This is a genomic window from Flavobacterium sp. CFBP9031 (assembly GCF_034044945.1).
GTDB lineage: Bacteria > Bacteroidota > Bacteroidia > Flavobacteriales > Flavobacteriaceae > Flavobacterium.
The window spans coordinates 147,222-170,163 of the sequence record NZ_JAXCWF010000009.1 but is presented as its reverse complement, the minus strand read 5'-3'; the positions used below and the strand labels follow the sequence as shown (position 1 = coordinate 170,163).

The window sequence follows — 22,942 nt, the reverse complement described above, 5'->3', positions numbered from 1 at the left end:
AACTAAAAACGAATCATTATGGATTTAAAAGAAATTCAAAACCTAATCAAATTTGTTGCAAATTCGGGCGTTGCAGAAGTGAAGTTAGAAATGGATGATGTAAAAATCACGATCAGAACAACTTTAGAAACAAATGTAACTGAAGCAACTTACGTACAGCAATTACCTGCTCAGGCAGCTTTACCTCAAGCGGCAGTTCCACAAGTTACGGCTCCAACAGTTGTAAGTGTAACTCCAGAAGCACCAGCTGCTAACGATTCTAAATATATTACTATAAAATCTCCAATCATTGGTACATTCTATAGAAAACCATCTCCAGATAAACCAGTTTTCACAGAAGTTGGAAGCACTGTTTCTAAAGGTGATGTTCTTTGTGTAATTGAAGCAATGAAATTATTCAACGAAATCGAATCTGAAGTTTCTGGTAAAATTGTAAAAATTCTTGTTGACGATATGTCTCCAGTAGAATTTGATCAACCTTTATTCTTAGTAGATCCATCATAAATAAATTTAGATTTTAGATTTTAGATTTTAGATTGATCTGGCAGAATTAATACATCAGGCATCTAAAATTATCTAATTATCAAATTGTCTAATTATCTAATTAAAATAAGATGTTTAAAAAAATATTAATTGCGAATAGAGGAGAAATTGCACTACGTGTAATTCGTACATGTAAGGAAATGGGAATCAAAACTGTTGCAGTTTACTCTACAGCCGATGCAGAAAGTTTACATGTTAAATTTGCTGATGAAGCGGTTTGTATTGGCCCTCCTCCGAGTAACTTATCGTATTTGAAAATGTCAAATATCATTGCTGCTGCAGAAATTACAAATGCAGACGCAATACATCCAGGTTATGGATTTCTTTCTGAGAATGCTAAATTCTCAAAAATCTGTCAAGAGCACGGAATTAAATTTATTGGTGCTGCTCCAGAAATGATCGACCGAATGGGAGATAAAGCTTCTGCTAAAGCTACAATGAAAGCAGCAGGAGTACCTTGTGTACCAGGTTCAGACGGATTGTTAGAGTCTTACGAACATGCACAAAAAGTAGCTAAAGAAATTGGTTACCCAGTTATGATGAAAGCTACTGCTGGTGGTGGTGGAAAAGGAATGCGTGCAATCTGGAAAGAAGAAGAGCTTTTAAAAGCTTGGGAAAGTGCGCGTCAAGAAGCTGCTGCGGCATTTGGAAATGACGGAATGTACATGGAGAAACTTATTGAAGAGCCACGTCATATCGAAATTCAAGTTGTTGGAGATTCTTATGGAAAAGCATGTCACCTTTCTGAAAGAGACTGTTCAGTACAACGTCGTCACCAAAAACTAACTGAAGAAACACCTTCGCCTTTCATGACAGACGACCTTCGTGCTAGAATGGGAGAAGCTGCTGTAAAGGCTGCTGAATTCATTAAATATGAAGGAGCTGGAACTGTAGAGTTTTTAGTGGACAAACACAGAAACTTCTATTTCATGGAAATGAATACTCGTATTCAGGTTGAGCACCCAATCACAGAACAAGTTATTGATTATGATTTGATCCGTGAGCAAATTATGGTTGCTGCTGGAATTCCAATTTCTGGTAAAAACTACCTTCCACAATTACATGCTATCGAAGTTCGTATTAATGCTGAAGATCCTTACAACGATTTTCGTCCTTCACCAGGAAAAATTACTACACTTCATATGCCAGGAGGACACGGAGTTCGTTTAGATACTCACGTGTATTCAGGATATAGCATTCCGCCAAACTACGATTCTATGATTGCTAAGTTAATTACAACTGCGCAGTCTCGTGAAGAAGCTATCAGCAAAATGCGTAGAGCTTTGGATGAATTCGTAATCGAGGGTGTGAAAACTACAATACCTTTCCACAGACAATTAATGGATGATCCAAAATATATTGCAGGTGATTATACAACTGCATTTATGGATACATTTAAAATGAATAGTCCAGAATAATTATAAAGGCTTCCAAATTTGGAAGCCTTTTTTATTTTGTAAAGTTTTTATAAAATTCCAATCCTAAAGCTTCAGAATAAATTCCCAATTTTAGAACTTCTACTCCTCAATCTTGGAATTTGTGATTTTAAAATTTGGAATTTCTTTCGAAAGGTTACACTAAAAGTGTTTACTTATTACACACCTTTTTTCTCATTTACACACCTTTCGCGTTTTGTCTTTTTTTGTTATATTTGATGTAAAGTCTTTTAATACAGGTTTTTACGATCTTTGGCATGGCTCTTTTCTTTTACGGCATAATAATTTCATTACTTAAAGCGTAAACAACTATTAATTTAAATATATACGTTATGAAAAATTTATTTTTATCAGCCGCAATTGTTTTAGGAAGTTTAACTTCATTTGCTTCAACTACTCCAATTACTCATACAAATGTAAAAGTAGTATCTATCGCAGACGATTATACAGAAATCAAATTAGAAGAATTACCAGCTGCGATTAAAGAGTCTTTGAAAAAAGCATATCCAGAAGCAGTAATTACTAAAGCATATAAAAACGAAAAAGCACAGTATAAACTTGATGTAACTGTTGGCGACAAAGTAGGAAACTTATTTGCTAATGCAGACGGAACTTGGATTACACAATAATCTGAAAATGAAGTCTTGTGAAAATCCGGATCAAGAATACTAAGATCAAATTAACTATATTAAAAAACAACTATCATGAAAAATTTATTTTTATCAGCCGCAATCGTTTTGGGAGGTTTAACATCATTTGCTTCAACTTCGCCAATTTCAAATACAATCGTAAAAACAATCTCTATCCAAGATGATTATACAGAAATTAAATTGGAAGAAGTTCCAGCAGCAATTACAGATGCTCTTAAAAAAGCGTATCCAGATGCTGTGCTTTCTAAAGCATTTAAAAATACAAAATCTGAATACAAGCTTGAAGTAACTGTTGGAGATAAATCAGGAAATCTTTTTGCTAACGCAGATGGAACTTGGATTAAAAAATAATTAAGTCTAACCCTTAAAAACTATTACTATGAAAAAGTTAATCTTATCGGCAGCAATTGTTTTAGGCAGTTTGTCGATGAACGCAGAAACCCCTGTTGCAACCAATTTAATGGTGCAGACAGTAAATGATCAGGATGGATACAAAGAAGTAGATGGAGTTCCCGCAGCCGTAAAAAAAGGCTTAGATGAAGCTTATCCTGGTGTAGTGCTTGAGAAAGCATGGGTAAATGATAAAAAGGAGTACAAAATTGAGATAACCGTTCGAGGTGAAAAATCGATCGTTTATACAGACGCTTCTGGTAACATTCTTAAAAAATAATTAAACCACTAAATATTATGAAAAAGTTAATCTTATCAGCAGCGATTGTATTAGGAAGTTTTACAGTAAATGCTGCGGTTCTTCCAGCAGTTTCGATTTCTCAATCAGTATTCGTTCAAAGTGAATTTACTGAAGTAGCTATAGATGCCGTTCCGGCCGCTGTAAAGTCTACACTTGAAAAATCTTTCCCGAATACTAAGCTAGAAAAAGCTTATAAAAACGAGAAAAATGAATACAAACTTGAGATTTCAAGTGGAGAAAAGAAGTATACTATTTTTACAGATGCTTCTGGAAATATCATTAAGAAATAATTAAAATCAGCATCATGAAAAAACTAATCTTATCAGCAATAGTGGTTCTAGGAACTCTGTCAATGCATGCAAATGTATTGCCTGTTTCTCTAAGCACTAAAGCAACTGTAGCTATTCAGTCAGAATATACAGAAGTTACAGTAGATGCTGTGCCTGCACCTGTGAAAACAGCTTTGCAGACAGCTTATCCAGGTGCAAAACTGGATAAAGCATTTGTCAATGACAAAAAAGAGTACAAACTAGAAATATCAGTTGGAGACCAAAAGGCTACTGTTTACTCAGATGTCAATGGTAACTGGTTGAAGATATAATTAGGTGAATTTAGATTTATGTTTTTGGTGAAAAAGAGATTGCATTGTGCAATCTCTTTTTTTTTACATATTTTGCATAATTTTATGAAATAACAAGTTTAATAATATTATTTTAGCAAAAAGACCCTACAAACAAATGCCGAAGATATTACTGATAGAAGATGATATTGCGTTCTGTAAATTATTAGAGAAATTTCTAATCAAAAAAGCGTATGAGGTAACCACTACTTTCTCAGCAACAGAAGCGCGTGAAGCAGTTAAAAACGAATCGTTCGATTTGATTTTGACCGACCTTCGCTTGCCTGATTCTGATGGTATCGGACTTATGTCTGAATTTAAAAATTCTCACCCACATATTCCAGTTATTTTAATGACAGGATATTCTGATGTAAACACTGCTGTTAAAGCCATAAAAAATGGAGCGGCAGATTATATTTCTAAACCATTTAATCCAGACGAAGTTCTTCTTGTAATTACTAATGCACTACAAGCTCCAAAAGAGGAAGAAGAGCAAGCTCCTGTAAAAGAAAAAAAGACAGTAAAAAAACAGTCTTCATCAGGAGAAAATGAATTCGTGAAAGGAATTTCTGTTGCATCCAAAAAACTTCTAGATCACATTCAATTAGTAAGCCCGACAGATATGTCAGTTTTAATAATTGGTGAAAGCGGTACAGGAAAAGAAATCATTGCAAAAAGTATTCATCAGCAAAGCAGAAGAAAAGACAATAATTTTATTGCAGTGGATTGCGGAGCGATTCCAAAAGAACTGGCAGCAAGCGAATTTTTTGGACATCTAAAAGGATCTTTTACTGGAGCAATAAATGATAAAAAAGGATATTTTGAAGCTGCCAATGGCGGAACTTTATTTTTGGATGAAATAGGAAATCTTTCGTACGAAAATCAAATCCAGTTGTTAAGAGCGCTTCAAGAAAGAAAAATTAAACCGGTAGGAAGCAATAAAGAAATAAACGTCGATATACGCATTATTACGGCAACGAATGAAGATTTACGTGAGGCAGTAAAAAACGGCGATTTTAGAGAAGATTTATACCATAGAATCAATGAATTTTCAATTCAGTCACCATCTTTAAAAGATCGAGGCGAAGATTTAATGGTTTTTGCAGATTATTTCTTAGAAAAAGCCAATCAGCAATTGCATAAAGATGTGATTGGGTTTTCTCCAGAAGTGGTTTCTATTTTTCAGAACTACTCTTGGCCAGGAAATTTACGAGAATTGCAAAACTGTGTAAAACGTGCCACTCTTTTAACTCGTGGTGATTTTATCGAAAGTGATGTGCTTCCAGCAGAATTTTTTCAGATCCAAAATCAGCCTGCCGCAACTGCCGAAGTTTTCTCATTGTCTGAAAACGAAAAAGAAACTATTATTAGTGCCTTGTCAAAAACGCAAAATAATAAATCTGAAGCAGCAAAACTGCTGAAGATTACCAGAAAAACACTTTACAATAAATTGAAACAATATAATATTGAATAAAAAAAAGCAGTCTGAATTAGACTGCTTTTTTTTATTACTCCATTAAATCTCCTGTTTCAATTCCTTAAAAAGGACTTCTACTTTTTCAGATAAATCTGCGTACGTTGCTTTTATATCGATTGTATTTAAATCTTCTCTTTCTAAATTTTTTAAAATTTCGCCAATCTCATTTGCCTGAATTTGCTTGAACATGGGAGCAATACGATGCGCAATAGATTTTATTTCCTCATGATTTTGCTCTTGAACCGCAACTTTCAAAAAGCCTAAATTTTCGATCGATGTTTCTATAAAAGACTTTAGAACTTCTTTCAAAGCCAATTCATCCTGACCCAGAAAATCTTTCAAAGTTTCTAAAGAATATATTTGAGAGGCATTTTCGTTTGTATTCTCCGTAGATTCAGTTACAGGAATTTCTTCATGATCCAAAATATGCTGAATCGTTTCGAGCAAAATTTTTGGCGAGTAAGGTTTCTTTATAACGGTAGTAAAACCAGCATTTTTATAAACTGAAAGATCCAAATCGGTGCGGCCAGTCAATGCGATTACAGGCTGATTTTTGAAAATGGTATCCGGAAGTTCACGAAGTTTTTCTAAAAACAGAAATCCGTCGATTTCCGGCATTTGAATATCAGTAATAACAAAATCAAAAGGCGTGGTTTGAATGGTTGCTAAAGCTTTTGCTGGATTAGTAAAAGAATAAACCCTATGTTGTTCTTGTTTTAAAACCCCGCTTGTTAGATTCAAAAGATTAATGTCGTCATCAACAACAATAAAAGTTTGTGTTTTACTGCTTTTTGCCGTCTTAGGTTTTAGTTCGGTTGCAGTAAAGTTTTGGCTATTATCGAATAATAAAGGCAGTTTAATAATGAATGTGCTTCCTTTTCCAAAAATACTATCTAAAGTTAAATTACCGCCCAGAATAGAAATGATCTTCTGACAAATTGATAACCCTAAACCAGTTCCGCCATATTTCTTTTCAATGTTTTCATTCGCTTGGGCAAATTCTTCAAAAACCAATTTCTGATTTGCTTTTTCAATTCCAATTCCAGTATCTTGAATTGAAATGGTAAAAAACTGATCGTCATTTATGTAAGCTGCAATTCGAATATGGCCTTCCTCAGTAAATTTATAAGCATTTCCGATAATGTTAGTCAAGATTTGTTTTAAACGAAATGGATCGCCAACAATACGTTTCTGAAATTGTTCGTCTACATTTATAATAAGATCAATGTCTTTTTGCTTGTAAACCGTTTGAATATTTCTGGCAACATCTTCAATGATTTCTGGCAACGAAAATGGAACTTTTTCTATAGAAATTTTCCCTGCTTCGATCTGCGAAAAATCGAGTAAATCCTGAACCAATTGTGTAATATATTCAGACGAGTTTTTAATGTTTTTAATAAAATAGGATTGCTTCGTATTGATGTCTGAATTTCCTAAAAGTTCAGAATAACCAACAATGGTGCTCAAAGGCGTTTTTAAATCGTGACTCACTGTCGAGATTAATTGTTCACGGCTTTTTAGCAGATTTTTGGTTTTGAAATTCGCGATTTCGAGCTGTTTTTTATACAATTGAGATTTTGAATAATCGCTTACAATTAGAATCGAGAAAAAAACCGTCAGCAATAAACCGATAACTGCCGAAGCCGTTACAATTTCGTTGACTCTTTTTAATGATTTTTCTTTTAATGAATTGTTTTTGATCGAATTGATAATGATTTCTCGCTCAATAATTCGAAGTATTTTTCTAAGCTGATCTGAAATTGCAATTTCATTCTGAAGCAGTTTATTTTCTTCAAAATTTAAAGATTCTTTTTTCTTTTCGGCTTTTATTTTTACAGAACTCAAAAGCTTTTTAGAATTGGCCAAAATAGAATCGGAAGCTTTTTTGCTAAGTGTATTGGTGCTGTCGTCTGGAATATTCGAATTTAAATAATCAACATATTGCTGTAAAACACTTCGCTGATAACTCCCCAACTGATTTGGGTTTTTAGTGAAATCCTGAAGTTCGAGTTTTCTCAAATTAAACTCCATTTTCGTGATTTCATCAATAGCATTATTTACAGAAGTTTCATCGTCTGCTTTATTCTTGATTTCTCTTAACTGTTTAATGTTTTCTGTCTTTTCAGACAAAAAATATGTTACGCTATCTAGAAGTGTTTTCTGATATTCGGTAGTAACAACTTGTTTTAAAGTATCGATACGTTTGCGAAGAGAATCGGTTTCGATAAGATAATTTTTAAAATCTTTTTCGGAGTTGTTCTGAATTGTTTGCCTTGCTAAACTTTCGGTTTTATAAACATTAGAATACAATCTGCTGACTCTGATGATTTTGTTTTTTTCTAAAGCAATCTTGTCTTCCAGTTTGTTATAAACTACATTTTCAGAATAAAGAAACCATCCAACTGTAACAACCAAAGCTAATAATGCAACATAGCTGAATAAAACTTTAATTGCGGTGTAGCTTCTTTTTGTTTCCATATTTTGCTTGAAAGATTTGAGGGAATGGGGTATTATTAAAACATTGCAATTTATCTAAAAAAATCTGTTTTACGAAGCGTAAATCTACCCAATATGTTACATAATTGTAAGGTTTACAAAGAAAAACAGCCGTAGATTGTGTAAATCTACGGCTGTCAAAATATTCTTTTTATGAATTACAAAGTTTCATCTAACCATTTGAAGAATTCGCCTTGCCAAACCTGAGCATTCTGAGGTTTTAAAACCCAGTGATTTTCATCTGGGAAATAAACAAATCTACTTTTGATTCCTCTTAATTGAGCTGCTTGGAAAGCTTCCTGTCCTTGCCCGATTGGCACACGGAAATCTTTTCCTCCTTGGAAAATCAAAATTGGTTTGTTCCAATTCTGAACCAGAGTTGCAGGATTAAAAGTTGTATAAGCCTTTTGTGCTACAGCATTATCTTTTTCCCAATATGGCCCACCAAAATCCCAATTGTTAAAGAAAACTTCCTCAGTAGTTCCTAACATAGAAACGATGTTGAAAACTCCGTCATGAGCAATAAATGTTTTGAAACGGTTTTTGTGAATTCCAGCTAAATAAAATACAGAATATCCTCCATAACTAGCTCCAACGCAACCTAAACGGCTTTTGTCAACATAGCTTTCTTTTGCCACATCATCGATTGCAGAAAGGTAATCGTCCATAACTTGTCCGCCCCAATCTTTACTAATTTGTTCGTTCCACTCAACACCGTGTCCTGGCATTCCACGACGGTTTGGAGCAACAACTACATAACCTTTAGCAGCCATTAGAGAGAAATTCCAACGGAAAGAATATGATTGTGTTAACGGGCTTTGCGGTCCTCCTTGGCAGAATAATAAAGTTGGATATTTTTTTGAAGCATCAAAATTTGGAGGAAGAATCACCCAAACCAACATCTTTTTACCGTCGGTTGTGGTAACGTAACGTTTTTCTGTTTTGCTTAATGCTAAAGTTTTATAAGTATCTGTATTTACATTTGAGATTTGTTTCCAAGTATTTTTCTTTAAGTTGAAAGAATAAATCTCGCCTGCGTGATTCATATCCGTTCTTGTAACAATGATCTCATCGCCAGCAAAACCAACTAAATCATTTACGTCAAAATCTCCATTAGTCAATTGACGAACATTGATCGCGATTTTAGTTAAACCAGGAAAATTAACCGAGAAAAGTTGTTTAGTTCCATCAACCGGAGCCACAAAAAATACCGTTTTTCCATCTTTACTCCAGATAAAATTATCTACAGTTCCGTCCCAGTTTGCAGTTAAATTAGTTTTGATTCCCTTAAACTCGACAATAATATCGTTTTTATCAGACTCATAACCGTCGCGTTTCATTTGTAGCCAAGACAAATTTCCTGTTGGTGAAAATTGTGGCGCTGTATCATAACCTAAATTACCGTCGGTTTTATTAGTTGTTTTTTGAGTTTCTAAATTGTACTCATAAATATCTGTGTTGGTAGAAATCGCGTAAGCAGTTCCTGCTTTTTTCTTGCTCACATAAAAAATGCTTTTGCTGTCTGGAGACCAGATGTAATCTTCGTCACCACCAAAAGGCTTTTGCGGAGAATCAAAAGTTTCACCTTTCATGATGTCGGTTCCTTTTGCTCCGCCTTTGTTTTCTTTATAAAAAACGTGATTAAACTTTCCTTCGTTCCAAGTGTCCCAATGACGGTAATCCAATCCATCATAGATTTGAGCATCAGATTTGTCAAGACTTGGGTAGAAATCTTTACCTAGAACTTTGTCGATTTTTACTTCATCATTATAAACAACAAATTTTCCGTCAGGAGAAATATTTTTGTCTTTTAAAACGTCTTTAGTGTCTTTAATTTCAGTCGCATTACCTCCGTTTACTGGAATAATATAAAGTTTAGAAGTCGATTTGTTATCGGCTACAGAAGGTGTCGAAACCTTGTAAACAATATTTTTTTCATCTTTCGAAAGTCCGAGTGGAGTTACTCGTCCTAATTTCCATAACAATTCCGGAGACATTACATTCTGTCCGATAGCATTTAAACTCATCATTATTAAGGTTGTTACTACTACTTTTTTCATAATCAAATTATTCTTTTTTTTGTGGTGCTAAAAATACAACATTTAAAGGCCAAGTTGTTAAAATCCAAATCCCAAAAAATGTTAAAATTCCAATGTGAAGAAATTCCTATTTTGTAATTCTGAGCGAAGTCGAAGGGCTTATCGAGATGTGGCTTCGACTTCGCTCAGCCTTACAGTTCGAGTAAAATTGTAATTAATGAAGTTTTTGGAATTTGGAATTTCATTTAGTTTTGGATTTTAAAAAATTGTAATTTAACCCAAGATTGGAATTTGGAGTTTAAAATTTGAAATTTATTTTTTAAAATAAAAAATTTATGGAACTAAGCTATTGGGAACTCAAAAATTGGTTTACGAATATAGATTATACTATTGTAGGTAGCGGAATCGTGGGTTTACATTCCGCGTTACGCTTGCGCGAAAGATTTCCTGTTGCAAAAATTCTGGTTCTTGAACGCGGAATGCTGCCTCAAGGAGCAAGTACCAAAAATGCTGGTTTTGCCTGTTTCGGAAGTCTGTCTGAAATTATGGATGACTTAAAAACAAATTCAGAAGAAGATGTCGTGGCACTTATAGAAAAACGATGGAAAGGTTTGCAATTGCTCCGAAAAAGATTAGGAGACATGGCAATCGATTTTAAACCTCACGGAGGATATGAATTATTTTTGAAAGAAGATGAATTTGGGTTTAATGAATGTATTTCGAAAATTCCGTTTATCAATGAAATTCTAAAGCCACTTTTTAAAGCTGATGTTTTTTCGAAAGAAGTAGACCGTTTTGGATTTGGAAATAGTAACGAGTATTTAATTTTTAATCCATTTGAAGGACAGATCGATACTGGAAATATGATGCAAGAATTGCTGAAGCAAGCTATTGCAGCAGATATTTTAATTTTAAATCAGCAAACGGTAAAATCGTATATCGATGCAGGAAATCAGGTTGAAGTTGTAGTAAACGATTTTAGTTTTAAAACCCAAAAACTGCTTTTTGCGACCAACGGCTTTGCTGGCGAACTAACAAAAGGTGCTGTAAAACCGGCGAGAGCGCAAGTGCTTATTACAGAGCCCATTCGCAATTTAGACATCAAAGGAACGTTTCATTTAGACCGAGGTTATTATTATTTCAGAAATATTAATGACCGTATTCTATTAGGCGGAGGAAGAAATCTTGATTTTGAAGGAGAAACAACTACTGAATGTGGACAGACGAAAATTATTCAAAATAGATTGGAAGATTTACTGAAAAATGTAATTTTACCAAATCAGGATTTTCAGATTGCGCACCGATGGAGCGGTATCATGGGAATCGGAAATAGTAAGAATCCTGTCGTATCCCAACTTTCTGAGAATGTATTCTGTGGAGTGCGTTTAGGCGGAATGGGAGTGGCGATAGGAAGTTTAATAGGAACAGAATTAGCAGATTTAATAGAATGAAAGTAACCAAAAAACCGGCACCAAAAACAACTACAAACAAACCAAAACCAAAGACAGCTTCTTCAAAAAAATCGAATCGTTCTTTTGGAGAAAAAGTAAAATGGTTTTTTATCAAAGCCGCTTTATGGTTTTTTGGAATTTCAATAGGGTCGGTTGTGTTTTTTAAATATGTTCCTGTGCCGTTTACGCCATTAATGCTGATTCGTGCAATCGAAAATAAAATGGGAGGAAAAGAAGTTTACTTTGACCACGACTGGGAACCGATTGAAAAAATCTCAATGAATTTGCAAAAAGCAGTTATTGCCAGTGAAGACGGAACTTTTTTAACTCACAATGGTTTCGATTTTAAAGCATTGCAAAAAGCGTATAAAAGCAACGAACGCGGACGCCGAATTCGGGGCGGAAGCACCATTTCGCAGCAAACGGCCAAAAATGTCTTTTTATGGCAAGGAAAAAGTTATTTCCGTAAAGGTTTAGAAGCGTATTTTACAATTTTAATTGAAATTATTTGGGGCAAAGAACGCATCATGGAAGTTTATTTGAACAGTATCGAAATGGGAGATGGAGTTTATGGTGCTTACGCAGCAACAGAACATTGGTACCGCAGAGATGCTTCGAGTTTAACGCCAATGCAGGCAGCAGGAATTGCAGCGATTCTTCCAAATCCAAGAAAATTTAAAGCTACAGGATCTTCAAGTTATATCAATAGAAGAAAAGAACGAATTGTACGTGAGATGCGTTACGTCGGAAAAATCAATTATAATGGAAAAGAAGAAAAGAAGAAGTAAAAAATCGCTTGTTGCTTTTCTAATATTGACCGTAACGCTCACTTTTGGACAAGGAAAAACTGCAGAAATAGGCTTTATATCTGATAACGATTTATATACATCGTCTAAATATGATATGTATTATACCAATGGTCTAGAGCTTTTTTATCGTTTTTTATCAAAAAATGACAATCCAAAAATCAATAAAGAAATTACCGAATTTAGAATTGGGCAATATCTTTACAATCCAAGATTTTTAAACAAAGAAGCCGTTACGGTAAACGATCGTCCTTTTGCAGGTTATCTTTTTGCTGAAGTAGGAAAAAGCTTTTTTTATCAGAGCGAATCGGTTTTAAAGACCGATTTTCAAATTGGTTTTCTTGGCCCGAATGCTTTGGGTGAGGAATTACAGGAAGGTTTTCATAAAATAATTGGCTACAAAAAAGTATATGGCTGGGAAAATCAGATTCATAATGCTTTAGGGGTTCAGGCTCACGCTATTTATTCTAAAAAAATGTTTCCTTCAAAACATAATGATTTTATAGATCTCCATTGGCAGTCAGAAGGCAATCTGGGAACTATATTCTCAGGAGTTTCAACAGGATTTATGGCAAGATTCGGATTTAAAAAATTATTGCCAATTTATGACTCTAATATGCACGATGCTTCGATAAGTACACAAACTCAACCAAACATTAGAGAATTTTATTTCTACGCAGCGCCAAGTGTCAACTATCAGTTTTATGATGCTACAATCGAAGGAAGCATGTTTAATGACACAAGTCCGATTACTTTTGAGTTGGAGCCACTTCGTTTTAATGCCGAAGCGGGTTTAAAATACCGACACAACAATTTCAATATTTCGTATTGTTTTCTTTATCGAGGAAGAGAATTGAATGATCCTGGAATTGATACTAATTCGGGATATTTTTATGGTTCGATAAGGATGGGGTTTTTATTGAGATAACGATATCTCATAGCGCTATGAGATAGTTATGTGGGGTAGTGCTATGAAATAGTGCGTTGCACTATTTTGATGTCTTTTAGGCTTTCAGCCTATAACTAAAAATAGCTCTGAAAGAGCGAAACCAATAGAATAGCGCAACGCGCTATTAACTATTAACAATAGGCCCAACCCAACCTGATATGAATATAGAGAGTTAGCCCTGAAAGGGCGAAAGTCTAATCCCAAAGATAACGTTCGTCATATTCAACATTATATTTGTTTAGAAAGGCTAAAAGTTCTTTTTTGAATGTCTTTTTTCTATGATGTTCTTCTTGGTTTTTAATGTACTTTATCACTATATCTAATTGAGAAGGATTAACAGAAAAAATACCATAACCGTCCTGCCAGTAAAAGTTTGCATAACGCGAATCTACTGTTTTTACCCATTTTGATGATTGTTTTTTTACTTCTTCAACCAATTTCATTTGCGTAATTTTTTAGACAGCAGACATAAAATATGAACATGGTCATCATGTCCTCCTATTTGAATAGGGTTGCATTCCAAACCTTTGCAAATCCCTCCAAGATAGGCCCATAATTTTTCTTTCAGATTGTCATCAATAAATGGATAACGCTTTTTTGTGCTAAAGACTAGATGCACATATACTTTGTATAATGATTGTGGCATGTTTTTCTCTTTTGTAATTACATTTGATGAATTTTAAGCAGAAAGGTGATGATTTGAAATGCAAATATTGGATGCCTAAATATAGAATTTGGATCTTAAAAGTTTTATTTATGACACAATAGGGCATAATGTAAACTAGAACAAAAAGCCACTTCTGTTTCCAGAAATGGCTTTTTGTTATAATGAATAGATTGGCTTTTAATCCCAACGGCTCAAATTTCCTTCGGCACGTTCAAATAATTCTTCCAAAACATTTTCCAGAGATCTTTCGGGAAGACCAGATTCTAAAAAATCCAGTAATTGATCTGTAGTAGCTTTAATATTATCCTGATCACAATAAATGTTGGTAAAGTTTCCGTTTCGATCAAAAATAACATATTCGCTGCTCTCCTCTATATCTTCTTCAGATGTCATCCAGCCAATACATTGAAAGTTTGAATTTATTTTTTCAGTTTCTTCTGGAGTAAGCAATTTGTATTTCTGAAGTTCTGGTCTGTCATTTCCCCAATAAGCAATAATCATATCGATAATACCTGTAGAATTATGGGCAAAATCGGCTCTTTGCTTCATGTATCGGGTTAGATTTTCAGCAGAAGAAATACAAAAAATTTCATCAGATTCGATACCGCCAATGGTTTTATAAAAGTTTATTAATTCTTCGGGTAAAGGCAGAGAAAAATAAGAAGTCAATTCTTGTATTTCTTCGTCTGAAGCTGGAGACGACTCTTTTATTTCATCGTATTCAAGTTCACACTCGGCGATGCGTGTTTTTATTTGTTCCATGGTTGTCTTAGAATTGATGTTGTTGCAAATGATTATTAATGACGATTATCGCATTGCAGAAAAATCTCCTCATTAGATTTGTCAATAATTGAAATATTTGGGCAACCAAAAGACATATATTCGAAACCAAAAACAACTTCAGGTTTATTTTTAAAAAGTTTCCCTGTCCATTGGTCAATAGAATCTTCTCCATTTTCATAATTTAGTGGAGCAGGAGATGTGCCTTCGCTTTGGCTGAAAAGTTTTTCGATTATAATATTTTTCGTTTTAGAATAAACAACCAAAAGACGTCTGCCATAAATTATTTTATTACTATCTAGGTAGTCCTGTAAAAAATACTCATAGCTTTCTGTTTTGTAAAAATACGTATTGCCTGTTACTGTGTTCTTTAGCAAAGTACGGTCGTTGTTTTTCAATGCTTTGTTTGGATAATCCTTTTTTGCAATTGTTTTCCAGGTAATAGGCTTCAAACGTTCCTTCGAAAACGGATTTTCTTTACCTACATATACCAAAGCATCTCTATAATACTCGCTGAATCCGCTTAAATATTTTTTGCTGATTTCAAACCCAATCATAAAATCATAATTTTGGTAGGGCCAATCTTCTTCAGAAGAATAACCATTTAACATTGCGGCAGTTTTTAGGTTTTTTACAGCAAAAGAAACGTGTTTGTTTTTAGCATAATCGATTATGAAAACAGAATCGGTTTCTGATATGTTTGTTTTAGACAAAAATCTTTTTCTGTAGTTTTTATCAAAAGTGAAATACACAGCATTGTACTTTCCTATTTTTTGGATGTTTGGTAAAGCAAGAGTATCTTTTTCGTCGTTTACAGGATAAATATCCGAAAGAGAAACAAAAGCAACATCGCTGCTGTCTTTTGGAGTAATTGTAAATAAATTGATGCTTTCTTTTCTTGTAGCATCTTCGGTTTGAAGAGTATCGGTTTCAGTTTCTGCGTGTTCTGTCACTTCAGGAAGTGCAGTTGTTGTGGTATTTTCTTTTTTATTGCAGGCAGATAATAGAATTAAAAAAGTGGTTGATAAAAAAAACGATCTTGTTGTCATTATTTAAATTTGATTTTGGATTTCGCTATGTACGAAAGTACTTTAATTTGTTTGAATTTGAAAATCAAAAGTTTAACGCTTGGATAAGTTTTAAAACTTATTTTTATCTTTTTTCTTACAAATAAAAGGAAGCTTTTTCGTTACATTTGTTGCGACTTACATCTTTTATAGGGCGATTACTTTGCCACAATAAGGCGGATTTTTTATCTGCCCTAATAAATACGCGGTTTCGGTACCCCCGTGTGGTGCGTTAATGCGCCCACTGCCCTCTAAAGGTGTAAGTCAACGGGAAAGGCTGAAACCGTATTTTTTTGGCCGGCTAAAAAATTTCTGAAATGACTTACACAGAAAAAACAAGCAGTAAAGAGGTAGGAACTACAACTTCTAAAATCGAAAAAACCTCAAAAGTATTATCAATTAGGCGAATGAAAACTTATGCATTTTATAGGCTTTCGCGCTCTATAGGCATGTATAAAACTCAGCCTGTAATTGTACCGCAGATACGTTTGTGCGGTAATTGGCTCAAAGAAGCTGGATTTTTAATAGATGAACCTGTTGCGGTAACAGTAATGAAAGGAAAACTGATTATACAGCCCATGCAAAAAGAATAAATAATAAAGCCGCTCAACTGAGCGGCTTTATTATTTTATCCAGAATGGTCAACATACAAGTACCAAACGCCATTTATTTTTCGCATTATTCCTGAAAAGTTACCAGAACTGTTTTTGCCATTTGGAGCTTCGACATTAAATTTTGCGCTTACAAAAGCATCTTTTTTAGAAAGTGGTTCAACAACAAAATCGGTCATAGTTAATTTCCCCATTCTCTCTTTCGGCCAGTGTTTTTTGAAGAAATCGGCAATATTGTTTTTTCCGTATACCACACCAGCACTGTAAATCATTCGAACAGAATCTACGGGAGCATAAAAGTCGAGGTAACCTTCGAGATCGCCATTGTTCCAAGAGGTTTGCTGTGCTTTTAAACGTTCGAGTACTTGTTGTGAAATTTTGTCTTGGCAAATGCCTTTAAAAGAAAGTATTAGCAAAAATGCAAGAAATAGAAATTTTAAGTGACGCATATAGTTAGTTTTTTAAGTAATTATAAAATTAATTGTTTTTTACTGCAGTAATTTTTCCTGTGTTTTTATCAAAAGTAACGGTTTTGTTTGGTCCTCCGTAAAATAAAGTGAGCGTTATTGTCGTGGTATTTTCACTTCTAAAAATGATATCTTTTGCCGTTCTGATTTTGATGTTCAAATTATCATTCATAAGTTGAGAGTCGGTGCATTTGATAATTCGTTTTTCGAATAATCCTTTCTTCTCAATTACTTCCAGCCACGGATGGCCCATCGCACTGTAACCCACAATTTGCGCTCTGTAATTTTCATTTAGATCTTTATTTTGATACAAACCTAAAGATGTGCTTGAAAGCAATAAGGCGAAAAAAGGAAGCATCATAGCAATAATGCTAATAGCAAATGTTACAATTATTGCTGCCAAAAGAAGTTTTGCCAAGAGTTTTTTCCAAAAAACAATAATTATTACAAAGTTGCTTATCAGCCAGAGCCATGATAAAACTACATCGCTATAATAACCGCGAAGACTAATTTCTTTAAAGTAATATAAAAGGCAGTCCAGCAAAAAAAGTGCCCAGATAATGAAATAGATTCGTAAAAGTATTTTTTTGCCAGAACTCATAATTTTCTTGAGATATAGTTTAAAGTAAATACTGTAACAATAGATAAAATTGAAATAGGAAGGAAGGAAAATTTAAAAGTATACCTTATTTCTTCTTTAAATAGATAAGTGCTCCAAGCAGATTCTCGATCTACAAAAATGGTGTAATTCCAGAAAAACCAAACAGTAATTAAGATTAGTAATTGAAGTATAATTTTTAGATTACTGTTTTTAATAAATGAAAGAGCCAGAAAAACTATGGATAAGAAAACAGTAGAAAATAAAGTCATTAAATAAGCATCGTCAAAAAAAGAACAATCTAAACAGCCACTTGATATTTTATCAGAAAAGCTTCCCATTGCCCAATATATTTCAATTAAAGTAAAAACGAAAAGTAAAACTGCAATTATAAGAGGTTTCTTTATGAATGAGAATATTTTGTGTTTTAAGGTTTGCTCCATTTGGAAATGTTTGATAAACTATTAAAAATAGCGTGTTTTGAATTTTGTCTCATGCAAAAATAGAAAACAGTTTTTTAAAGAAATATCTTTCAAAGAATATAATTGCATCAAAATAGGTTCTATTAAAAAATAAAACACTTAACTGTTTGATAACATGAAAGATATTTTTAATTATTTACTTTTAATTAAAAATTTAATTATGGATGTCAATTGGAACATAATAGCGATTGTAGCAATATTGGTAGTTATTCTTGTTGTGCTAACAATCAGAAAAAATCAGTGGGAGAAAAAGAAATTGGAAAATTTGCTGAACAACGATTTTAAAAAAGCTGAGAAAGATAGAGTTGATGCAGATGATGCTGCGAATGAGAAATAAATTAGAAAATCTAAAAATGAACCCCTTGTAAAATTAAATTTACAAGGGGTTTTTATTTGTGGAGAATACCGGATTCGAACCGGTCACCTTCCCGATGCATCGGGATACTCTAGCCTTTTGTTTCTATTAGGGTTTCAATGTATTTCCGACTTTTCATTTTTTTTATTTGTAATTCTCTTTGATAAGCTTCACTTCTGGTAGCAAATGTTTCTGAATATTTTAATACCCAATCTTTGACAACTTTTGTGAATTTACTTCTGCTATTTAAATGATCTTTTAAACGCTGTTCAATATTTTGGCAGGAACCAACATAGTATTTGTCTAAGGTTTTTGAATATATGATGTAGATATAAAACATAAAATGTGTACTAAAAAAAATACCCAAACAGAATCAGTATCTGCTTGGGTATTTTTAAATTATTTGTGGAGAATACCGGATTCGAACCGGTCACCCCTTGCCTGCCAGGCAAGTACTCTAGCCAAATGAGCTAATCCCCCGTTTATTTGTGAAGAATACTAGATTTGAACTGTCACCCTCCCGATTCCTAATGGGGATATTCTAGCCAAATGAGCTAATCCCCCAAAGTGCTAACAAATAAAGTCAATTAATTCTCAAAAAACAAATTTCCAGAAGTTTCAAAAGAATTATTTTTCAAAAGCGTAACTTTACCTTTAAATGTAATTTTTATGAGCCTAGAAAATACAAATGGAAGCTTAGAAACTTCTTTTCAAAATAATATTGCAACTGTGCAATTTGGTCATCCTGCAAGTAATTCTTTTCCGCGTGAATTATTAAATAGACTTACAGCTGAAATTAATTCTTTAAGTCGAAATGAAGAAGTTTCGGTTATTATTTTAAAAAGCGAAGGAGAAAAAACGTTTTGTTCAGGAGCTTCTTTTGATGAACTTTTAAAAGTTGAAAATGAAGAACAAGGAATTGAATTCTTTTCAGGTTTTGCTCATTTGCTGAATGCGATGCGAAATTGCAACAAAATTATAATTGGACGCGTACAAGGAAAAGCTGTTGGAGGCGGTGTCGGAATTATTTCGGCCTGCGATTATGTATTTGCAACTTTTCAAAGTGATATTAAACTATCAGAATTAGCAATCGGAATTGGACCATTTGTAATTGAACCAGCGGTTTCTAGAAAAATAGGAAAAACAGCAATGACACAAATGACATTAGCAGCTCATGAATGGAAATCGGCAGATTGGGCTTTTGAAAAAGGACTTTTTTCGGTTTTGAGCGAACCCGAAAATTTGGATGCTGAGGTAGAAAGTTTTGCGAAAAAGCTAAGTTCATATAATCCTGAAGCTTTGTACGAAATGAAAAAGATTATTTGGGAAGGAACAGAACAATGGGAATCTCTTTTGTTTGAACGTGCTGCCATTACAGGTAAACTCGTTTTGTCTGATTTTACTAAAAACGCTTTGTTGCAGTTTAAAAAATAGGTATGATATAAGTCATTGATTTTAGAAAAATAGGGGCATAGCTTTGAAAAATATTTTAAAATCAAATTTTCACTATATAAATTATTGAACATGACTATTATTTCGTTAATGCAAAAAGTTGACATTGCAGAGAAAATTAAAGATGCTCCAGACAGCGGTTATCAAATTGGCGTTGTCATTGGATCTTTCATTCCGTTTCTAGTTTTGGGCGGAATTGCTTTGTGGATGTATACTCGTGCTAAAAAAAGAGCTAAAAACGGCAATTAATTTGTAAATTTGCAAGCTTAAAATTAAAAATCGATGAGTAATATCAGAATTACAAAACAATTTAGTTTCGAAACCGGTCACGCTTTGTACGGTTACGACGGAAAATGCAAGAACGTTCACGGACACAGTTATAAATTATCGGTAACCGTTATTGGTTCGCCAATTACAGATCGATCGAATGTGAAGTACGGAATGGTGATTGACTTTTCTGATCTAAAGAAAATTGTAAAAGAAGAAATCGTCGATCAATTTGATCATGCAACTGTTTTTAATCAGACAACTCCACATATCGAATTGGCAAATGAATTGAAAAACCGTGGACATCACGTTATTTTGGTAGATTATCAGCCAACAAGCGAAAATATGGTGGTCGATTTTGCAGAGAGAATCGTGGCAAGACTTCCAGAAGGAATTTCTCTTTTCTCATTAAAACTTCAGGAAACAGAATCGTCTTTTGCAGAATGGTACGCATCGGATAATATCTAAAACTCCAATTTTTTTAAATTCCAAACTCTTCGACTTCGCTCAGAGAGACAAAAGTCTAAAATTCTAAGAAGTCTAGTAATCTAAAACTCTAAATGAAAAAAATATATTTTGCTTCAGATCAGCATTTTGGTGCGCCAACCCCAGAATTGAGTTTGCCGCGTGAAAAGAAATTCGTGGCTTGGCTTGATGAGGTTAAAGAAGATGCAGAAGCAATTTTTCTATTGGGAGATTTATTTGATTTTTGGTTTGAATATAAAACAGTTGTTCCAAAAGGTTTTGTTCGAATTTTGGGCAAACTGGCTGAAATTCGCGACAGCGGCATTCCGATTTATTTTTTTGTCGGTAATCATGACCTTTGGATGAATGATTATTTTGAAACCGAATTGAATATTCCGGTTTATCACGATAATAAAGAATTTACCTTTAACGGAAAAACCTTTTTAATTGGTCATGGAGACGGAAAAGGTCCTGGTGATAAAGGTTATAAAAGAATGAAAAAGGTATTTACGAATCCGTTTTCAAAATGGCTTTTCCGTTGGTTGCATCCAGATGTTGGCGTAAGTTTGGCGCAATACTTGTCGGTCAAAAATAAACTTATTTCTGGTGACGAAGACGTGAAGTTTTTAGGAGAAGAAAACGAATGGCTGGTTTTGTATGCCAAACGAAAACTAGAAACCAAACATTATAATTATTTCATTTTCGGACACCGCCATTTACCCATGATTATTCCAGTTGGAGAAAACTCCGAATATGTTAATCTTGGCGATTGGATCGGGTATTTTACTTACGGTGTTTTTGACGGCGAAAAATTCGAGCTTAAAAAATTCGAAAAATAATTACTTCTTATTCGGATAAATTCCGATTTTATGTGTTCGTAAAATATATTCTGAAAGCTGTTTGCTGTTTGAAAGCTGAAATTTAATTGCTCCAGATGCTTTTTTCGGCATGTGGCATTCTACACAATTGCTCGCTAATAATTTCTCTGGCATTGTTTTTAAAGTACTTTCTTTGTGCTTTAAGCCTTGATGACAGCTCATACAGATTTTAGAGTAGGAAGCCAAGTTTTTAGAAGCATTTTCATGCGGATTATGGCAGGTAATGCAATCCATTTTATCACTTTTTATAAAACATTTACTCTGCGCCATCAATCGATATTGATTGCCATGAACATCAAAATTTGCTGTGTCATTAATGCTTTTAGTCTCACGAAAGTATTCTGATAAATTATCTCCAGGTTTAAACTCAAAACGAGATTTTAGTTTCATTCCGTCATTTCCGGCATGGCATAATGCGCACGCATCTAACTTTTGCTGTCTGTTTAGAGTTTTAAAACTCGTAATACTATTGGCAACTTTTACGTTTGGGTTTTTTAGATGAAATTCAACATGCTTTTTCGCAGGACCATGGCAGCGTTCACAGTCAATTCCGTAAACAATTGTTTCTTTTCTGATGATATCTTCAACATCCATAGACATCATATTTCTTTCTTCAGAATTTTGATTCACGCTTCGACTGCTGGCATTTGAGGCGTGACATGAATAGCAATCTTTTACTACCATACGGTCAAAATACGGTTTGTCTGCAGGAAAACCTGGACTTGTTGCCCAATTGTTTATAGAATGATAAAAAGAAACTGGCAGCTCATACGTATTATTGTCTTTCCAGTAAACAGAAGTCTGCGCGTGTTTGGTTCCAAATACAATTTCGAATTTATATTTAGCCGTTTCTTTACCGTTTTTATAAACAACTTGGTACAAACTGTCGCCACGTTTTTCCATGACTAGTTTGGTGTCTTTATCGTAAATGAAGGTGTGATTTTTAGAATCGAAATCGCCTGAAACGTTTCCTAAAATAGCTGGAGAGGTTGCTTTAAAGTGCGAACTTTTGAATGCCATTTCAGATTCTACTTTATGACATTGTATACAGCTTTCTGAACCCGCATAATCGGTTCCGCGCGGATCAATATATTCTTCAGATTTGTTATTGCAACCGACAATGAGAATTGCCAGAAGTATTAGAGTTAGTCGAAATACAGCTTTTTTCATTGCTGTAAATATACTTTTTTTTGAATTGAATCAAAATATATTTCAATAATGAAAAAATGCTGTTAAAATATTTAGAATGCTTCTTAATTCATGCCAACTCCGTAGACATATTCATCTAATTCGATTTTGAACAAAGAACCTTCAACCAAATCTTTAATCGATTTTAATTCGGTCATGTTTACAGCTAAATCTATAGAATTGCAAGGTGTTTTCAATAAAAACTTATGACAAGAATATTTCATTTCGCATGCTTCGCAACAAGCATTTTCTATCATGCTATCTTCAATCAAATCGCAAAAATGATTTAATTCCTGAACTGTAAAATAAAAGCCAGTTTCTTTAAAAACCAATTGCACTTTGTCGGAAATCGTAGTATTGTGATCTTTCCAGTAAAAAGCTATTCCAAAGTTGTTATGATATATCTGCTCAATTTCTCTCATCGTAAATCCTTTTATTTCAACAAATATAAATATTATTTATATTAATTCTAAATAAAAAAATCATAAAAGTTTGAAAAAGAATATTT

Annotated in this window: 29 protein-coding genes and 1 tRNA gene; 17 read left to right on the top strand and 13 right to left on the bottom strand. The window is 33.7% G+C overall.

The annotated features are described in order from the left end of the window. Positions 1 to 18: 18 nt before the first annotated feature. The 8 genes from accB (at position 19) to SOM12_RS16090 (ending at position 5,413) form a co-directional block, all read left to right on the top strand. The gene (accB, locus tag SOM12_RS16125) at positions 19 to 504 is read left to right on the top strand and encodes an acetyl-CoA carboxylase biotin carboxyl carrier protein (protein WP_095928350.1); all 486 of its coding nucleotides are present in this window, start codon (positions 19 to 21) and stop codon (positions 502 to 504) included. 110 nt (positions 505 to 614) lie between these two features. Beyond that, a complete protein-coding gene (accC, locus tag SOM12_RS16120; protein ID WP_095928349.1) occupies positions 615 to 1,961 on the top strand; it encodes an acetyl-CoA carboxylase biotin carboxylase subunit in 1,347 nt (448 codons plus the stop codon). 350 nt (positions 1,962 to 2,311) lie between these two features. Continuing rightward, positions 2,312 to 2,608 (top strand): hypothetical protein, encoded by a 297-nt coding sequence (locus tag SOM12_RS16115; RefSeq protein ID WP_095928348.1) that lies wholly within the window; start codon positions 2,312 to 2,314, stop codon positions 2,606 to 2,608. Between the two features lie 75 nt (positions 2,609 to 2,683). Further along, a complete protein-coding gene (locus SOM12_RS16110) occupies positions 2,684 to 2,980 on the top strand; it encodes a hypothetical protein (protein ID WP_248728511.1) in 297 nt (98 codons plus the stop codon). Positions 2,981 to 3,008: 28 nt separating this feature from the next. Further along, complete coding sequence (locus SOM12_RS16105; RefSeq protein ID WP_248728510.1) at positions 3,009 to 3,299, top strand: hypothetical protein; 291 nt, start codon at positions 3,009 to 3,011, stop codon at positions 3,297 to 3,299. Between the two features lie 17 nt (positions 3,300 to 3,316). Further along, a complete protein-coding gene (locus SOM12_RS16100) occupies positions 3,317 to 3,610 on the top strand; it encodes a PepSY-like domain-containing protein (RefSeq protein WP_320494234.1) in 294 nt (97 codons plus the stop codon). Positions 3,611 to 3,624: 14 nt separating this feature from the next. Then, positions 3,625 to 3,921, top strand: coding sequence for a hypothetical protein (locus tag SOM12_RS16095; protein ID WP_095928344.1), 297 nt, complete (start codon positions 3,625 to 3,627; stop codon positions 3,919 to 3,921). 136 nt (positions 3,922 to 4,057) lie between these two features. Beyond that, positions 4,058 to 5,413, top strand: a complete 1,356-nt coding sequence (locus tag SOM12_RS16090) for a sigma-54 dependent transcriptional regulator (RefSeq protein ID WP_320494232.1) — start codon at positions 4,058 to 4,060, stop codon at positions 5,411 to 5,413. 42 nt (positions 5,414 to 5,455) lie between these two features. Here the strand turns inward: SOM12_RS16090 and SOM12_RS16085 are convergent, their stop codons facing one another. Together SOM12_RS16085 and SOM12_RS16080 are read right to left on the bottom strand one after the other, a co-directional pair. Continuing rightward, positions 5,456 to 7,894 carry a hybrid sensor histidine kinase/response regulator gene (locus tag SOM12_RS16085; RefSeq protein ID WP_320494230.1) on the bottom strand — a complete coding sequence of 813 codons (2,439 nt, stop codon included), beginning with the start codon at positions 7,892 to 7,894 and terminating at the stop codon, positions 5,456 to 5,458. 176 nt (positions 7,895 to 8,070) lie between these two features. Next, the gene (locus SOM12_RS16080; RefSeq protein ID WP_320494228.1) at positions 8,071 to 9,972 is read right to left on the bottom strand and encodes a S9 family peptidase; all 1,902 of its coding nucleotides are present in this window, start codon (positions 9,970 to 9,972) and stop codon (positions 8,071 to 8,073) included. Positions 9,973 to 10,286: 314 nt separating this feature from the next. On the opposite strand from SOM12_RS16080, the gene SOM12_RS16075 reads away from it, so the two are divergent. Genes SOM12_RS16075 through SOM12_RS16065 form a run of 3 tightly spaced genes read left to right on the top strand, consistent with a single transcriptional unit; the run spans position 10,287 to position 13,136 of the window. Beyond that, positions 10,287 to 11,402 (top strand): NAD(P)/FAD-dependent oxidoreductase, encoded by a 1,116-nt coding sequence (locus tag SOM12_RS16075; protein ID WP_320494227.1) that lies wholly within the window; start codon positions 10,287 to 10,289, stop codon positions 11,400 to 11,402. Beyond that, entirely contained in the window at positions 11,399 to 12,190 is a 792-nt protein-coding gene (gene mtgA / locus SOM12_RS16070) for a monofunctional biosynthetic peptidoglycan transglycosylase (protein ID WP_320494225.1), read from the top strand. Before SOM12_RS16075 ends, mtgA begins: the two co-directional genes overlap by 4 nt. Continuing rightward, complete coding sequence (locus tag SOM12_RS16065; protein ID WP_095928338.1) at positions 12,165 to 13,136, top strand: lipid A deacylase LpxR family protein; 972 nt, start codon at positions 12,165 to 12,167, stop codon at positions 13,134 to 13,136. Before mtgA ends, SOM12_RS16065 begins: the two co-directional genes overlap by 26 nt. 215 nt (positions 13,137 to 13,351) lie before the next feature. On the opposite strand, the gene SOM12_RS16060 is transcribed toward SOM12_RS16065, so the two are convergent. The 4 genes from SOM12_RS16060 to SOM12_RS16050 all read right to left on the bottom strand — a co-directional run bounded on the left by SOM12_RS16060 (position 13,352) and on the right by SOM12_RS16050 (position 15,653). Beyond that, the gene (locus SOM12_RS16060; protein WP_320494223.1) at positions 13,352 to 13,600 is read right to left on the bottom strand and encodes a transposase; all 249 of its coding nucleotides are present in this window, start codon (positions 13,598 to 13,600) and stop codon (positions 13,352 to 13,354) included. Further along, complete coding sequence (locus tag SOM12_RS24150; RefSeq protein WP_414655675.1) at positions 13,597 to 13,803, bottom strand: transposase; 207 nt, start codon at positions 13,801 to 13,803, stop codon at positions 13,597 to 13,599. The genes SOM12_RS16060 and SOM12_RS24150 overlap by 4 nt, the downstream gene beginning before the upstream one ends. A gap of 198 nt (positions 13,804 to 14,001) precedes the next feature. Continuing rightward, positions 14,002 to 14,586, bottom strand: a complete 585-nt coding sequence (locus SOM12_RS16055; RefSeq protein WP_320494221.1) for an SMI1/KNR4 family protein — start codon at positions 14,584 to 14,586, stop codon at positions 14,002 to 14,004. Positions 14,587 to 14,621: 35 nt separating this feature from the next. Next, positions 14,622 to 15,653, bottom strand: coding sequence for an oxidoreductase (locus SOM12_RS16050; RefSeq protein ID WP_320494219.1), 1,032 nt, complete (start codon positions 15,651 to 15,653; stop codon positions 14,622 to 14,624). 335 nt (positions 15,654 to 15,988) lie between these two features. On the opposite strand from SOM12_RS16050, the gene SOM12_RS16045 reads away from it, so the two are divergent. Continuing rightward, the gene (locus SOM12_RS16045; protein WP_320494218.1) at positions 15,989 to 16,264 is read left to right on the top strand and encodes a SymE family type I addiction module toxin; all 276 of its coding nucleotides are present in this window, start codon (positions 15,989 to 15,991) and stop codon (positions 16,262 to 16,264) included. 35 nt (positions 16,265 to 16,299) lie between these two features. Here SOM12_RS16045 and SOM12_RS16040 read toward each other — a convergent pair whose 3' ends face one another. Genes SOM12_RS16040 through SOM12_RS16030 form a run of 3 tightly spaced genes read right to left on the bottom strand, consistent with a single transcriptional unit; the run spans position 16,300 to position 17,790 of the window. Continuing rightward, positions 16,300 to 16,731 carry a nuclear transport factor 2 family protein gene (locus tag SOM12_RS16040; RefSeq protein ID WP_320494217.1) on the bottom strand — a complete coding sequence of 144 codons (432 nt, stop codon included), beginning with the start codon at positions 16,729 to 16,731 and terminating at the stop codon, positions 16,300 to 16,302. A 28-nt stretch (positions 16,732 to 16,759) separates the two neighbouring features. After that, positions 16,760 to 17,350: a hypothetical protein gene (locus SOM12_RS16035; protein WP_320494216.1), complete on the bottom strand. Its 591-nt coding sequence runs from the start codon at positions 17,348 to 17,350 to the stop codon at positions 16,760 to 16,762. Beyond that, entirely contained in the window at positions 17,347 to 17,790 is a 444-nt protein-coding gene (locus SOM12_RS16030) for a hypothetical protein (RefSeq protein ID WP_320494215.1), read from the bottom strand. Before SOM12_RS16030 ends, SOM12_RS16035 begins: the two co-directional genes overlap by 4 nt. Positions 17,791 to 17,944: 154 nt before the next feature. Between SOM12_RS16030 and SOM12_RS16025 the strand changes: the two genes are divergently transcribed. Then, entirely contained in the window at positions 17,945 to 18,166 is a 222-nt protein-coding gene (locus SOM12_RS16025) for a hypothetical protein (protein WP_320494214.1), read from the top strand. Positions 18,167 to 18,275: 109 nt separating this feature from the next. On the opposite strand, the gene SOM12_RS16020 is transcribed toward SOM12_RS16025, so the two are convergent. Next, entirely contained in the window at positions 18,276 to 18,524 is a 249-nt protein-coding gene (locus tag SOM12_RS16020; RefSeq protein ID WP_095928329.1) for a GIY-YIG nuclease family protein, read from the bottom strand. 66 nt (positions 18,525 to 18,590) lie between these two features. Next, positions 18,591 to 18,664: transfer RNA gene (locus tag SOM12_RS16015), tRNA-Ala, on the bottom strand. A 189-nt stretch (positions 18,665 to 18,853) separates the two neighbouring features. Between SOM12_RS16015 and SOM12_RS16010 the strand changes: the two genes are divergently transcribed. The 4 genes from SOM12_RS16010 to SOM12_RS15995 all read left to right on the top strand — a co-directional run bounded on the left by SOM12_RS16010 (position 18,854) and on the right by SOM12_RS15995 (position 21,207). Beyond that, entirely contained in the window at positions 18,854 to 19,618 is a 765-nt protein-coding gene (locus tag SOM12_RS16010) for an enoyl-CoA hydratase/isomerase family protein (protein ID WP_320494212.1), read from the top strand. A 90-nt stretch (positions 19,619 to 19,708) separates the two neighbouring features. Continuing rightward, the gene (locus SOM12_RS16005) at positions 19,709 to 19,885 is read left to right on the top strand and encodes a hypothetical protein (protein WP_008465178.1); all 177 of its coding nucleotides are present in this window, start codon (positions 19,709 to 19,711) and stop codon (positions 19,883 to 19,885) included. Positions 19,886 to 19,918: 33 nt separating this feature from the next. Beyond that, positions 19,919 to 20,371: a 6-carboxytetrahydropterin synthase gene (locus SOM12_RS16000; protein WP_320494209.1), complete on the top strand. Its 453-nt coding sequence runs from the start codon at positions 19,919 to 19,921 to the stop codon at positions 20,369 to 20,371. Positions 20,372 to 20,463: 92 nt separating this feature from the next. Next, positions 20,464 to 21,207 carry a UDP-2,3-diacylglucosamine diphosphatase gene (locus tag SOM12_RS15995; protein WP_095928326.1) on the top strand — a complete coding sequence of 248 codons (744 nt, stop codon included), beginning with the start codon at positions 20,464 to 20,466 and terminating at the stop codon, positions 21,205 to 21,207. Here the strand turns inward: SOM12_RS15995 and SOM12_RS15990 are convergent, their stop codons facing one another. Further along, positions 21,208 to 22,416, bottom strand: a complete 1,209-nt coding sequence (locus SOM12_RS15990; RefSeq protein ID WP_320494207.1) for a cytochrome c3 family protein — start codon at positions 22,414 to 22,416, stop codon at positions 21,208 to 21,210. A gap of 83 nt (positions 22,417 to 22,499) precedes the next feature. After that, the gene (locus SOM12_RS15985; protein ID WP_111425144.1) at positions 22,500 to 22,856 is read right to left on the bottom strand and encodes a hypothetical protein; all 357 of its coding nucleotides are present in this window, start codon (positions 22,854 to 22,856) and stop codon (positions 22,500 to 22,502) included. Between the last annotated feature and the right edge of the window lie 86 nt (positions 22,857 to 22,942).